This is a genomic window from Nocardioides sp. InS609-2 (assembly GCF_023208195.1).
In the GTDB taxonomy this organism is placed as follows: Bacteria; Actinomycetota; Actinomycetes; order Propionibacteriales; family Nocardioidaceae; genus Nocardioides.
This window is the reverse complement of the sequence record NZ_CP060034.1, coordinates 1,349,733-1,362,605: the sequence shown is the minus strand read 5'-3', so window position 1 is coordinate 1,362,605 and position 12,873 is coordinate 1,349,733. Positions and strand designations below refer to the sequence as shown.

Genomic DNA, 12,873 nt, shown 5'->3' with positions numbered 1-12,873 from the left:
GACCGTCGCAGCGCAGCGCAGCGCGTCGCTGAGCTCGAGCGAGAGGTCCGCGAGCTTCGGCGGGCGAACGAGATCTTGCGGACGGCGTCGGCGCTTTTCGCCGCCGCGGAGCTCAACTCCATGATGCGCCGATGAGAGCCGTCTGCGTCTCCAATGACCCGAAGGTGCTGGCCGACCACCAGCGGGGTCGCGCCGCGAAGTTCGAGAGCGAGCCGCTGACGGTCGGCAAGACCTACGTCGTGCTGGGCATGAGCATCTGGGGAACGTCTTCGAATTTTTCTCGTTCGTGACGACTGGGGTGGCCCGTGCTTCGCTCCGGCAGGATTCTTCGAGCCGCTCACTACTCCAATCCCAGCCGGCTGGATGTTCGGTCTCAGAGCGGGTTCCGTGCGTCGGGGCGGGACCTATGGTTGTCGTCTGGGGTCGCAGTGTGGGGCTATCCAGAGCTTGTAGCTGAGTAGGTTGTCCCGGGAAGGCGAGGTCATGTATCGCGTCTGGGGTGGAGGGGCTGAGAAGGCTGGCTCATGGCTGACGCCGATCAATCCGATCTCGTCTGCCGCAGCACGCCAGGGGCTGGCTTTCCCTGCCGAGAATGGCGCCCTGTAGGCGTCGAGGGTGACGCTGCCAGCCGGAGTCCGAATGCAGGTGGGCACAGCCGACGGGGCCTTTGGTCAACCGGGCGGATGGGCACAGGCTCAACTGCTTGAGCGCATTCCGCTCTCGCGTTTCGGCAAGGGGGTGCCGCTCCAGTGACGGGCGCTGTCTTCTACTCGCTCGACGGCGGGGATCTGCGCATCGCGCGCGATGATCCGCCCTTCGAATGGCGGGGGCGCATCGATGAGTTGCCTGTCATCGAGGTGCAACCTGTTCTGGATGGAGCATTTGCCATCGTCCTGTTGGAGCCGCCCGCGGGAGCGGTGCAGGTTTGCAACCTCGTGAAGGTGAGCAGCGAGGCGGAGGTCCTGTGGAGGGGCGAACTGCCAGGAGACGAGGCAGCCGACTGCTTCGTGGGCTTCTCAGTGCACGCAGACGGGAACGTGTCGGCGTCAACATGGAGCGGCTATCGAGTGTTGCTTGCCAGAGGCTCGGGGGCGGGTTCTAAAGCGGGAGTTCACGAAGTGATCGTGATCCTGCGGATCGTTGTCCACGTCGCCGTGGCCATCGGCATGCTCCTGGCTCAACCCCATACTGCGGCGACCGCATCGGAGCAGATCCCAGCCTGGACCTATGACTACCCCGTGGACCGTGTCGCGACCAGCTACACCGTGTCCGATCGCGGACGGCCGGCGTCCATCGCGAAGGTGTTGCAGGTCATCGAGCCGTCGGCGTTGAGCCGGACGGGACTGTGGGGCGCCGGGGCTCGGCGGAGTGCGGTCGCGGCGACGCCTACGACGACCACACGCGGGACCGTTTCGTCAGTTCAGCGTTTGAACGTTGAACCGCCCCAGGTTTGATGCCCTTCCTGTTTGAGTCCCGGAGGATGTGCACCATGGCGAAGAAGATCGATGATGAGCTCAAAGCCGGCGCTGTGCGACGGGTCAATGATCACCAGGGCGAGTACTCCTCGCTCACGGCCGCTGCGGCACGGTACCGGCATTGAGGTGATCGTCCGTGACGGGATGATCCAGACCGCCTATCCTGTGAGTCCCTTGATGACGACGCCACCTCTCCGAGTTCCTCGCCTACCAGGTCGATGGCTGCGTTCGCGCGCAGTGCCTGGTAGCCATCACCGAACTGATGGCTGGTCAGCGTTACTTCACCGACAGCGCGTGCAACGTGTTCTTCGATCGCGACACCGCGACGGCCAGGGTCGAAGATGAGCTTGACGTGACGCGTGAGAGCACGGTCGCCTTGGTGGAGGTGGCCTTGGCCCGTGATGCGTCGGCTCCTGACGATTCTGGCCAGCCTCGTCCTCGCGATGGCGGGGTGCTTGCTCTGAGCTCCGACGACGAACGCAGCGGAGACTGTTGGGACTGTCACCCGTTCGTGCAGCAGTCCCGACGAAGCCGTCAGATTCTGGTCGGTGATGTCCCGGACACCGCGACCACCCGCACCTACGACGCGTTCGACCGCACCACCCGCCGCACCGCCACGGTCCGGGCCAACCCGGCCGTTTCGACCCGGTACGTCTACCTCGGCACCAGCGACCAGGTCGCGTTCGAGGAACAGCAGGACACCACCCAGGCATGGCAGCTGGCCAAGACCTACACCTACGGCCCCGGTGGCGAACAGCTCGCGATGCGAGACACCGGTGTCGACGTCCCCGGCCCGGACGCCACCGAGTCCACCATCCCCGACAAGCAGCTCGACCCAGGCGAGACCCGGGAGCTGTTCTTCGGCGCGAACCCGCACGGTGACATCGAGACCCTGACCAACAACGCGGGTGAGGTCGTCTCCTCCTACCGCTACACCGCGTACGGGTCCGCAGACCAGTCCGGCACCCTGGGCCTGGACGCACCCGACACCGAGACCCCCGACGATGGCGAACCGGGCGACGAACCGGCCGACGCCCCGCAGGCGAACGTCGTGAATCCGTACCGGTTCAACGCCAAGCGGTACGACGGCGCCACGGGCTCTTACGACATGGGGTTCCGCGACTACGACCCGGGCCTGAACAGGTACACCAGCCGCGACATGTACAACGCGCCCTCACCGACGTCGCGTTGGGCATGGACCCCTGGAACACCAACCGGTACGCCTTCGCCGGCGGCAACCCCGTCACAGGCGTCGAGCTCGACGGCCACTACGCGCAGCCAGCCTCCGATGGCGGTTCGTCATGTGACGAGGAATGCCAAGAGAGCCTGCCGGACGCCTCCTACGGAGACACCACCTGGCACCACGGCCATGAGGTCGAGCCGGAGGAAAGCAACGATGAGGCCGCTGACTGCGGGTTGGGCTGCAAGGTGTCCAACTACTTGGGTGGCAGCGTGGCAGGGGCCGCCGATATGCACCCGCTCAACTTCTCACTGGCGGGCAAGGGACTGTGTGGCTACCGGTGCCAAGCCGTGCCCGTTGTCAGCAACTCCGAGCTCATAGAACAGAGCGATGGGTTCAGCGACAGGTTCGACACGAATGCCCGGTCATACAAAGTAGGGTACTGGGTAGGAGTTCCCCTGCCCGCGGGGATAGCGGCCTCGGGAAGCAGAGTCGCCACTCGTGGGATTACGAGGTCACTCACACGTGTTGCCACAAAGTCGGTACCGACGGTCACATTCAGTCGGAGTCGGGCGCCGGGGATCGCGGCGAACTTCGACAACGCGGTGGCGAACGGCGCACCGACCAGTCTGACGCGGGTGAGCCGCGCGGCGCGTGATGCGATCTGGCGTGCAGCCCGGCGACCCATTCGACGTTATGTTTGGCCCGTGATGGGTGACGACGTTTCCGTGCCCCTCGCCAGGATCGAGAAGAGTCTAGAGCGCCTGGACCGAAACAGTCTGCGGACGTTGTTGCGGACTGGCGTGCCGGCTTCGACGGTGAAGGCAGCGCTCCGTGGGGTTCGTCTGACCGCCCTACCTGAGCTGGAAGCGCTCTACGGCTGGCGAGACGGGACCGCCACGGAGGGTGCCGTCCTCGATGACATACACCTGTTCCCGGGTTTCTACCTGCTGTCCGTCGAGGACGCGGTCACGAACTACCGAGCCTTCGTCGCCGACTCCCGATGGACAACGGGATGGTTGCCGATTTTCGCCAACGGGGGCGGAGACTTTTACGTCCTCGACCTCAGTTCGTCAGTCGCGAGCCCGGTGCGTCACTTCCGACTCGAGGAGTCTGAGCATCCGATTGAGTTCGACTCCCTCGGCGCCCTGCTGACGACGCTTGCAGAAGCCTTCGAGCGAAGAATCTTCTTCGTTGACCCGAGCGGCTACCTGGAGATGGATGACCGGGTGTTCGGCGAGCTCGCGGCCGAACTGAACCCCGACGCGGCCTGGTGGCGCGAGTAGGACCAGCCTCAGCTGTCGGTGTGGAGGGCTGCTCAGATGCGGGTGTTGGCGAGTAGGCCGTCGCGGATGTAAGGAGGGCGACGCGGGCGGCGCCTCTGAGCCTCCTCCCGGGACCTCGATCGACGAGGTCTCTGGTCGTTAGCACGCTTGCGGAGGGCTGCTTCAAGCGCGGGAGGTGGGCAACATCTCGATGCCGTCGACCGTGGATCGGTCGGCTTGTCGGTGCGGCCTTAGCACATACTCACTGCCGACCCCGCACTGTGCGACCCCACCGCGCAAATCGTGTCGAGCGCGAACACGGCCACCAGCGACGGGGCCTTTGATGCCGTAGGGAATGTGCGGCGTCACGGCGAAGACGCAGCAGCTGCCGCGAACGAGACGGCGATCGGTCCGACGACCGGGGCGAGCGGTGTGGCTGTAAGGACCGTCGCGACTTCAGCGACGATATGGGCGACGGCGTTGACGTCTGGCATGGGTGGTTCCCCCGTGGTGGTTATCTTGCATGCCGTCAACATCCGTAAGTTCCGGATCCAGGCCGCGCAGCTCAGCCAGCTCGTCGAGCTCGGCAGCCTCTCCCCGTCGGCCGCTGCGTTCCTCGACGCGTGCGTGCGCGCGGGCCTCAACATCCTGGTCGCGGGCGGGACGCAGGCAGGCAATCCGAACAATCCGTAAGACACCCTCTATACCCCGTTACGATCATGCGGTGACTGGCGGGGAGATCATCGGCGGTGCCGCTGCGGCTGGGAAGGCTGCAGGCAAGGCGCTCAGTTCTAGCGCCGCGGAGAAGGAGCGCCTGGCTGAGATTGCGCGCGACACTCCCGCGATGGCGGCGGCAGCCGACGCGTACTCCAAGCGACTCGCGATAAAGCAGACCGTACTCCTGAAGATCTTCTCTCCGCTCGCGCGGCTTGTAGGCATCCAGCGCGAGTACTTCGAAACCAGTTTCGGCGAGGATCTTGCGCGAAAGACGGATCACATCCCGGATGAGGCGCTAGCCCGGATCATTCACGGGTCGGCGGCTTGATCGGCGCGTAGAAACACAGAAGTGCCTGCCCAGCAGGGGAAACTTGGTCTTGCGACGGAACAAGTTCTCCAACTGGAAGGCACTCTGCAGGTGAAGCGTAGTTCGTGGTCGAGGGGTCTGTCAGTAACTGGGGGCGGTGTCGGCGTGGTGGCCCACGCGGGAAGCGTCGGGCTGCGTCTCGTAGGTGATCGGACCGGGCTGACTGGACAGCTCTCGAAGGCCCTGGCACGACGTTCGTTCACCCCTGCCCATGACCGCGGCCGGGTCCTGGTCGATGTCGCGGTGATGATCGCCGACGGCGGTGAAGCGATCGCTGACATCGAGGTCCTGCGCCACCAGGAACCCGTGCTCGGTGCGGTGGCCTCGCAGGCCACGGTCTGGCGGGCTTTGGATGAGATCAGCCCCGGGCAGGTCAAGAAAATCGCCGTGGCCAGAGCCAGGACACGGCGCCACGTCTGGGCACTCATGAACGCCTCACCCGAAGGGTTCCCTGCCTCGAAGGTCGCCGGCACCGACCTCGGTGAGGTGGTCGTGCTCGATGTCGATGCCACGGTCGTGATCACCCACTCCGAGAAAGAGTTGGCATCGGCGACGTTCAAGCGGACGTTCGGGTACCACCCGATCGGGGTGTGGTGCGACAACACAGGCGAGTTCCTCGCCGCCACGTTGCGGACCGGGAAGGCGGGGTCGAACACCGCGACCGATCACATCGAAGTCCTCACCGCGGCAATCGCCCAGGTCCCCGCCGCACAACGCAAGAACCTGCTGATCCGCAGCGATGGCGCGGGTGCCTCCCACAAGCTCCTGGCCTGGCTCACCGAACAAGGCCGCGTGCGGGGACGTCGCTTGGAGTACAGCGTCGGCTACGCAGTCACCGAGAAGATCCGCGAAGCCATCAAGGTCGTCCCCAAGCACGTGTGGACACCCGCGTCCGATGCTGATGGTGGGGTCCGCGAAGGTGGTGACGTCGCCGAGCTCACCGACCTCCTTGACCTGACGGCATGGCCGCCCGGGATGCGGCTCATCGTGCGCCGCGAACGACCCCACCCCGGTGCGCAGCTGTCGCTGTTCGAAGAAGCCGACGGGTGGCGCTACCAAGTGATCGCGACCAACACCACCACCGGACAGCTGGCGTTCCTCGAAGCCCGTCACCGTGCTCACGCCCGCGTCGAGGACCGGATCCGGATCGCCAAGGACACCGGCCTGGGCAGATTCCCCTCACGTGAGTTCGCGATCAACCAGGCCTGGCTGACAGCGACCATGATCGCTGCCGACCTCACCGCCTGGACCAGACTTCTGGCCTTCACCGGCGAGGCTGCTGTGCTCGCCGGCTGTGAGCCGAAAGCGTTGCGCTACCGACTCCTGCACGCACCAGCACGCCTGGTCCACACCGGGCGCCGGCGACAACTCCGGATCCCCGACACCTGGCCCTGGGCGGCAGCGATCGTCGCGACATTCGCCAACATCGCAGCGATCCCACCACCAGCCTGAACATCCCCGCCCACCCACAACCCGAGGACCCGGAGAACCGCACCCGACAGCGACAGTCGGCCTACAGGTCAACCCCGGAACCAGCCCAGGCAACGCACACGTCGTCAACCTCGACGCGCAGCCGTCCGACTACCTCCATGAAAGACCGGGGCTAGCGCCCCCTCGTGCCTCGGTCGCCGTTCCGGCCATGCAGGGGTTGGGGTACAGCCTGGACGAACCCGACCTCAAGGACATGTACCTAAGTCTCCTGGCGACCGCCGCTGACGGCAGGCGGGATGGCGAGGCTCATCCCTCGTTTGCCGAGATCATCAAACAGTTGTCGGCCCAAGAAGCCGCCGTGCTGATGGACATCCTGACGCTGCGGAACGTTCCGGCCATGCAAGTCCGGACGAGCGAGGACGGTGAGTCGTCGTACTCAATTGCTGCGCCGCCGTACGTGCTGGGTCTCCTCCAGAACGGCGACGACGAGCCGTACTTGGAGCCGGATCTCGCGGTGTGGATCGACAACTGGGTGCGGCTCGGCCTAGTCGGGATCGATTTCGATGTGTGGATTTCTGAAGACAACGTCTACGACTGGTGTGAGGAGCATCCGGCGTATACGGGATGGCGTGAAAGTGCGCCGGTTGGCACGACGGTGACCATCACGCGAGGGGTCCTCCGAACTTCAGACTTCGGCGTCCGATTCAGGTCGGCAGTGTCGTCCCGGAGCGTTGGAACGACGGTCGTTCACTCCGCCTACCGACCCGTCGCAGTCATGCGGCCACCCACGCCCGAAGCACCTGATCCAGCAGCGCCGGAGAAAGGCGGCGCGTAGCGCCGCCCTTGACTTGAAATAGCAACACAACTCGTTCGTCGCATCCGTGGCTGGGGCGGCGGCTCTCTCGGGTCCGCAGGGGCCCCACGCGGCGCGCTTCTTGCCGCGTTGGGGAGCGGCAAGCCGCAGCACCGTTGGGCAGGGCCTTATGGGGCCAGCCAAGAACCTGCGTGTCGTGCTTGGTGTCGGTTGGCACGGTGGTGCATGATGTCGGCGGTTCTAAGCCTCGATCCACCGATGAGCTTGAGGTTGTGAGCGCGTCGTGAAGTGAGAATGCCCTTACGTGCTGGGAAAATCGGACTTCTTCAGGGTCCCAATTCTCACCAAGACGAAGGGCATCTCGTAGATGCAACTTTGCCACACGCCCCGTGCCACGTCGGCAGTGTTCGATGATCCCAATCTCGTGTCGTCGGCCGGGCTGGTCCCGGTCCTCGCGCTGGCCCGATCCGCGGGACTCCAGGAACTGGCCCAAGCCCACCTCACTGTGCCGACCGACAAGGGCGCGAACGCGGGGTTGAAGGTGTCCTCGCTGGTCGCCGGGATGGTCGCCGGCGCGGACAGCATCGATGACATGGCGCTGCTCCGTCACGGCGGGATGGGCCGGGTGTTCACGAACGCCTACGCGCCCTCGACGCTGGGTTCGTTCCTGCGCACGTTCAGCTTCGGCCACGTCCGCCAGCTCGACGCTGTCGCCTCGAGGTTCTTGGCCGGGCTGGCCGAGCAGGCACCGCTGATCGTGACCTCACCTGACACCAGCGAGCGGGTGATGATCGACATCGACGACACCATCGTCGAGGTCCACGGGCACGCCAAGCAGGGCTCTGGCTACGGCTACTCCGGCGTGCGTGGGCTCAACGCGCTGCTCGCTGTCGTGTCCACGAGCCAGTCCGCGCCGGTGATCGTGGCCCACCGGCTCCGGAAGGGATCATGTGGTTCACCGCGGGGCGCGAAACGCCTGGTCGCCGACGCGTTGAAGACCACCAGCAAACTGCCCGCCAAGTCCGATCTGCGCCCGATGCTGCGAGCCGACTCCGCGTTCTACGGCGCCGAGGTGGTCAACGCGGCGTTGCGCGGTGGCGCCGACATCTCGGTCACCGTGCGAATGGATCCCAAGGTCAAGGCGGCGATCGCCACCATCGGTGACGATGCCTGGACCACCATCGAGTACACCGACGCCGTCTTCGATGAACCCACCAACACGTGGGTCTCCCGCGCCGAGGTCGCCGAGATTCCGTTCACCGCGTTCACTTCCAAGAAGAAAGCCGACCAAGTCACCGGACGGCTCGTGGTCCGCCGGATCCCCGACCTCAACACGTCCGCCAAGAATGGTCAGGAGACGTTGTTCGACACCTGGCGCTTCCACGCCTTCTTCACCACCACAGACCCGGCCGTGGCCGGCACGGTGGCCGCGGACAAGACCCACCGCGGCCACGCGATCATCGAACAGGTCCACTCCGACCTCAAGGGCTCCGCCCTCGCGCATCTGCCATCGGGAAAGTTCGCAGCGAACGCCGCCTGGCTCGTGCTGGCCGTCATAGCGTTCAACCTGACCAGAGCAGCCGCGACCATCACCGGCCCGGGACTCGCCAAGGCCACCACCGCGACCATCCGCCGCAAGCTGATCGCCGTGCCCGCCCGGGTCGCGTCCTCGGCACGAAGAGTGACGCTGCACCTCCCGACCGGATGGCCCTGGGAGACAGCCTGGAGCGAACTGTTCAACCGGGCCTGCGGACCAACACCGGCACCGACGACCTGACCACCCCCAGCCGACACCGGCACAACGACCAACCCGGAACAACCTGGCAGCGAGGCCAGACGGTCGGCCACGCCCACACACTCGAAGACCCCGCCTCAGCGACCGCGGACGCTCAGCCCCTGCCCATCGGTGGATCGAGGCTAAGAGTTCGGGGAAAGCCCGTTCCATGACAGAGATATAGCCAGACCGGGCTAGAGCCCCGGGCCAGGTGACCGGCAGACGGCTGCGCGGTCGCGACGTGGTGGCAACAAAACACGCAGGCAGCCGTGCGGGACCAGCCTTCTGTCGCTGCGTCCCGAAAGCCTCTGTCATGGTTGATCCGTCTCGCCATTTCCGTCCCCTGCTCGCCCCGCAGGCTGGATGGAGTCTCAACCTCTACCTCAGTGCCTTCGAGGCCGGAGGATCCTTCCAGCCGTCCAATCGCGCACCCTCGACGTACGTCCCAGGCACACCCGCTGCCGATCCGGTCCGCTCCGCCCGGGAAGCGGGGCGTCGCGCCCGTACGCGGCTGCGGCGCTACTGCGTGCACAACCGCCTCGACCGTTTAGCCTCGATCCACCGATGGGCAGGGGCTGAGCGTCCGCGGTCGCTGAGGCGGGGTCTTCGAGTGTGTGGGCGTGGCCGACCGTCTGGCCTCGCTGCCAGGTTGTTCCGGGTTGGTCGTTGTGCCGGTGTCGGCTGGGGGTGGTCAGGTCGTCGGTGCCGGTGTTGGTCCGCAGGCCCGGTTGAACAGTTCGCTCCAGGCTGTCTCACAGGGCCATCCGGTCGGGAGGTGCAGCGTCACTCTTCGTGCCGAGGACGCGACCCGGGCGGGCACGGCGATCAGCTTGCGGCGGATGGTCGCGGTGGTGGCCTTGGCGAGTCCCGGGCCGGTGATGGTCGCGGCTGCTCTGGTCAGGTTGAACGCTATGACGGCCAGCACGAGCCAGGCGGCGTTCGCTGCGAACTTTCCCGATGGCAGATGCGCGAGGGCGGAGCCCTTGAGGTCGGAGTGGACCTGTTCGATGATCGCGTGGCCGCGGTGGGTCTTGTCCGCGGCCACCGTGCCGGCCACGGCCGGGTCTGTGGTGGTGAAGAAGGCGTGGAAGCGCCAGGTGTCGAACAACGTCTCCTGACCATTCTTGGCGGACGTGTTGAGGTCGGGGATCCGGCGGACCACGAGCCGTCCGGTGACTTGGTCGGCTTTCTTCTTGGAAGTGAACGCGGTGAACGGAATCTCGGCGACCTCGGCGCGGGAGACCCACGTGTTGGTGGGTTCATCGAAGACGGCGTCGGTGTACTCGATGGTGGTCCAGGCATCGTCACCGATGGTGGCGATCGCCGCCTTGACCTTGGGATCCATTCGCACGGTGACCGAGATGTCGGCGCCACCGCGCAACGCCGCGTTGACCACCTCGGCGCCGTAGAACGCGGAGTCGGCTCGCAGCATCGGGCGCAGATCGGACTTGGCGGGCAGTTTGCTGGTGGTCTTCAACGCGTCGGCGACCAGGCGTTTCGCGCCCCGCGGTGAACCACATGATCCCTTCCGGAGCCGGTGGGCCACGATCACCGGCGCGGACTGGCTCGTGGACACGACAGCGAGCAGCGCGTTGAGCCCACGCACGCCGGAGTAGCCGTAGCCAGAGCCCTGCTTGGCGTGCCCGTGGACCTCGACGATGGTGTCGTCGATGTCGATCATCACCCGCTCGCTGGTGTCAGGTGAGGTCACGATCAGCGGTGCCTGCTCGGCCAGCCCGGCCAAGAACCTCGAGGCGACAGCGTCGAGCTGGCGGACGTGGCCGAAGCTGAACGTGCGCAGGAACGAACCCAGCGTCGAGGGCGCGTAGGCGTTCGTGAACACCCGGCCCATCCCGCCGTGACGGAGCAGCGCCATGTCATCGATGCTGTCCGCGCCGGCGACCATCCCGGCGACCAGCGAGGACACCTTCAACCCCGCGTTCGCGCCCTTGTCGGTCGGCACAGTGAGGTGGGCTTGGGCCAGTTCCTGGAGTCCCGCGGATCGGGCCAGCGCGAGGACCGGGACCAGCCCGGCCGACGACACGAGATTGGGATCATCGAACACTGCCGACGTGGCACGGGGCGTGTGGCAAAGTTGCATCTACGAGATGCCCTTCGTCTTGGTGAGAATTGGGACCCTGAAGAAGTCCGATTTTCCCAGCACGTAAGGGCATTCTCACTTCACGACGCGCTCACAACCTCAAGCTCATCGGTGGATCGAGGCTTAGTCACGCTGACCTACGAGGGGCAGGGTTGCCACGATCAGCGGCAGGTGCGCCAAGACGTAGGCGGGTTCGTGAGGTCGTTGCGGCGGAGCCTGGGAGACAAGCCACTGCCCTACGTCTGGGTGCCGGAATGGCACAAGACCGACCACGGCTTACACATGCATTTGGCGCTAGGTCGAGTTTGAGATGATCTACACGGCCGCGGACGCGGCGTAGGAACCATCAACCCGGAGTGTCAACCAAAGCGGGGGCAGCCCCTCGAGGCGACCACCAGGGCGACCCGGTTGCGGCGGCCGCAATCGCGGGGCACCTGTTGGCGGCCGCGAGCGGACCTGCGGGAGAACTCGCGGACCGAATCGCCCACGCCCAACAAGCCCTCACCTTGGCCGCCCGACCCGATCCTGTTGGCAAGTAACCTTGCGGCAAGTAACCTTGTGACATGGAAGGTGGATCAACGTGGCCGACGAGCCGGAAGGGCCGATCATCTTGGAATCGGCCCACCGTCACGGGGTCACCGAGGCGGACATGCTCCACGCGTTGCGGTTCGCGATCCACCACGTCAGTCAAGCCGACGACATGGTCATGTTCATCGGCCCCGATGCAGCAGGAACGCTCATCGAGGTTGGGGTCGTGATCTGGTGGGGTGGAGAACTCGCCATCGCCCACGCCCTGCGCCCAGCCCGAACCAAGTACCTCAGGTGATCCCTATGCGACGCTCACTGACTGACCTAATCGCCCACGCCGACGAGCTCGCCGACGCGTTCGAGAGCTATAGCCCCATGTCCGAGGACTTCGATGCGGCACTGCCGCCGCTGATGGCGGTCAAGCTCGCCGCGTTCCGCCGCGCCGCCGCGGAGAAGGAACTCGCCGAGGCCATCGCCGAAGCCCGCGAAGCTCACCTGTCCTGGCGCGAACTGGGCGAGGCCATCGGCACCACCGGCGAAGCCGCCCGCCAACGCTACGCCGCATCCTGACCCGCGCCCGTCCTCTTCCTAGCCGCCACTTCCGGCGGTCGAAACCGCAGCGCTCGTCCCCGATGTCGTCCGCCCGTCCTATCCGGCATACACGTCTTGCAGATCGAGGACACCTCAGTTGCGTCGGTGACATAACCACGTTGACGGCCCACCATCGAAGACATGGACGGCTCGGGTGAGATCTTCGGTGCAGAGTTCGGTGGGGACCGGCGTCGCATCCCCGCGAGCATGCGCCGGCGGCGCCGGAAGAGGCCGCCACCGAAACCCACAGTCACCGAACGCGTGGTCCAGGAGCGCAAGGAGCCGTTGGCTCAGAGCGTCGGCTGCGGCACCCCGCTGCCGGTCGCGGCGTCGACCGGACGACCGCGGGTCTACTGCACCCAGGCCAGCCACCACGAACACTTACAGGCGCTTCATTGCCCGGGGTGATCGGATCACCGGCCGCATGCCGGCGGGTGCTGCACGCCCTGGTCAACCTGTCCCTGGACGGGCCCCTACGTCACGACCCGAAATGGGACTCCACCCTGACCGCCGCCCGCAGCCTGGGCGACGCGCTCACCGTTCCACACCGGATGAAGCGGTACTGATCTGCGTTGGTCGGGGTTGTCGGTGCTCACCACTACGGTCAAGCGCGCCGATAGTTCATCCGGG

At 65.9% G+C, this 12,873-nt stretch carries 13 protein-coding genes and 1 pseudogene; 13 read left to right on the top strand and 1 reads right to left on the bottom strand.

Going from position 1 to position 12,873, the window contains the following annotated elements; translation table 11 throughout:
• Positions 1-131: 131 nt before the first annotated feature.
• The 9 genes and pseudogenes from H4Q84_RS07270 to H4Q84_RS07230 all read left to right on the top strand — a co-directional run bounded on the left by H4Q84_RS07270 (position 132) and on the right by H4Q84_RS07230 (position 9,026).
• Positions 132-290 (top strand): hypothetical protein, encoded by a 159-nt coding sequence (locus H4Q84_RS07270; protein ID WP_248582728.1) that lies wholly within the window; start codon positions 132-134, stop codon positions 288-290.
• A 459-nt stretch (positions 291-749) separates the two neighbouring features.
• Positions 750-1,454 carry a hypothetical protein gene (locus H4Q84_RS07265; protein ID WP_248582727.1) on the top strand — a complete coding sequence of 235 codons (705 nt, stop codon included), beginning with the start codon at positions 750-752 and terminating at the stop codon, positions 1,452-1,454.
• 283 nt (positions 1,455-1,737) lie between these two features.
• A complete protein-coding gene (locus H4Q84_RS07260; protein ID WP_248582726.1) occupies positions 1,738-3,036 on the top strand; it encodes an RHS repeat-associated core domain-containing protein in 1,299 nt (432 codons plus the stop codon).
• Between the two features lie 326 nt (positions 3,037-3,362).
• Entirely contained in the window at positions 3,363-3,941 is a 579-nt protein-coding gene (locus H4Q84_RS07255) for an SMI1/KNR4 family protein (RefSeq protein WP_248582725.1), read from the top strand.
• A 282-nt stretch (positions 3,942-4,223) separates the two neighbouring features.
• Positions 4,224-4,613: a hypothetical protein gene (locus H4Q84_RS07250; protein ID WP_248582724.1), complete on the top strand. Its 390-nt coding sequence runs from the start codon at positions 4,224-4,226 to the stop codon at positions 4,611-4,613.
• 31 nt (positions 4,614-4,644) lie between these two features.
• The gene (locus H4Q84_RS07245) at positions 4,645-4,965 is read left to right on the top strand and encodes a hypothetical protein (protein ID WP_248582723.1); all 321 of its coding nucleotides are present in this window, start codon (positions 4,645-4,647) and stop codon (positions 4,963-4,965) included.
• Between the two features lie 72 nt (positions 4,966-5,037).
• Positions 5,038-6,456 (top strand): IS1380 family transposase, encoded by a 1,419-nt coding sequence (locus H4Q84_RS07240; protein ID WP_248583584.1) that lies wholly within the window; start codon positions 5,038-5,040, stop codon positions 6,454-6,456.
• A 163-nt stretch (positions 6,457-6,619) separates the two neighbouring features.
• A pseudogene (locus H4Q84_RS07235) lies at positions 6,620-7,270 on the top strand (DUF4393 domain-containing protein); the annotation flags it as partial.
• A 346-nt stretch (positions 7,271-7,616) separates the two neighbouring features.
• Complete coding sequence (locus H4Q84_RS07230; RefSeq protein WP_248582721.1) at positions 7,617-9,026, top strand: IS1380 family transposase; 1,410 nt, start codon at positions 7,617-7,619, stop codon at positions 9,024-9,026.
• A gap of 688 nt (positions 9,027-9,714) precedes the next feature.
• Here the strand turns inward: H4Q84_RS07230 and H4Q84_RS07225 are convergent.
• A complete protein-coding gene (locus H4Q84_RS07225) occupies positions 9,715-11,124 on the bottom strand; it encodes an IS1380 family transposase (RefSeq protein WP_248579429.1) in 1,410 nt (469 codons plus the stop codon).
• Positions 11,125-11,704: 580 nt separating this feature from the next.
• Here H4Q84_RS07225 and H4Q84_RS07220 point away from each other — a divergent pair.
• From H4Q84_RS07220 to H4Q84_RS07205, 4 genes are all read left to right on the top strand, one after another.
• Positions 11,705-11,950 (top strand): hypothetical protein, encoded by a 246-nt coding sequence (locus H4Q84_RS07220; RefSeq protein WP_248582720.1) that lies wholly within the window; start codon positions 11,705-11,707, stop codon positions 11,948-11,950.
• A gap of 5 nt (positions 11,951-11,955) precedes the next feature.
• Positions 11,956-12,222 (top strand): hypothetical protein, encoded by a 267-nt coding sequence (locus tag H4Q84_RS07215; protein WP_248582719.1) that lies wholly within the window; start codon positions 11,956-11,958, stop codon positions 12,220-12,222.
• A gap of 162 nt (positions 12,223-12,384) precedes the next feature.
• Positions 12,385-12,651 carry a hypothetical protein gene (locus H4Q84_RS07210; protein WP_248582718.1) on the top strand — a complete coding sequence of 89 codons (267 nt, stop codon included), beginning with the start codon at positions 12,385-12,387 and terminating at the stop codon, positions 12,649-12,651.
• A complete protein-coding gene (locus tag H4Q84_RS07205) occupies positions 12,648-12,809 on the top strand; it encodes a hypothetical protein (protein ID WP_248582717.1) in 162 nt (53 codons plus the stop codon). The genes H4Q84_RS07210 and H4Q84_RS07205 overlap by 4 nt, the downstream gene beginning before the upstream one ends.
• The last annotated feature ends 64 nt before the right edge of the window (positions 12,810-12,873 follow it).

Coding starts and splice junctions, on each gene's coding strand:
- H4Q84_RS07215 (WP_248582719.1), top strand. CDS start 11,956: ATGCGACGCTCACTGACTGACCTAATCGCCCACGCCGACGAGCTCGCC.
- H4Q84_RS07210 (WP_248582718.1), top strand. CDS start 12,385: ATGGACGGCTCGGGTGAGATCTTCGGTGCAGAGTTCGGTGGGGACCGG.
- H4Q84_RS07270 (WP_248582728.1), top strand. CDS start 132: ATGAGAGCCGTCTGCGTCTCCAATGACCCGAAGGTGCTGGCCGACCAC.
- H4Q84_RS07230 (WP_248582721.1), top strand. CDS start 7,617: ATGCAACTTTGCCACACGCCCCGTGCCACGTCGGCAGTGTTCGATGAT.
- H4Q84_RS07260 (WP_248582726.1), top strand. CDS start 1,738: ATGGCTGGTCAGCGTTACTTCACCGACAGCGCGTGCAACGTGTTCTTC.
- H4Q84_RS07225 (WP_248579429.1), bottom strand. CDS start 11,124: ATGCAACTTTGCCACACGCCCCGTGCCACGTCGGCAGTGTTCGATGAT.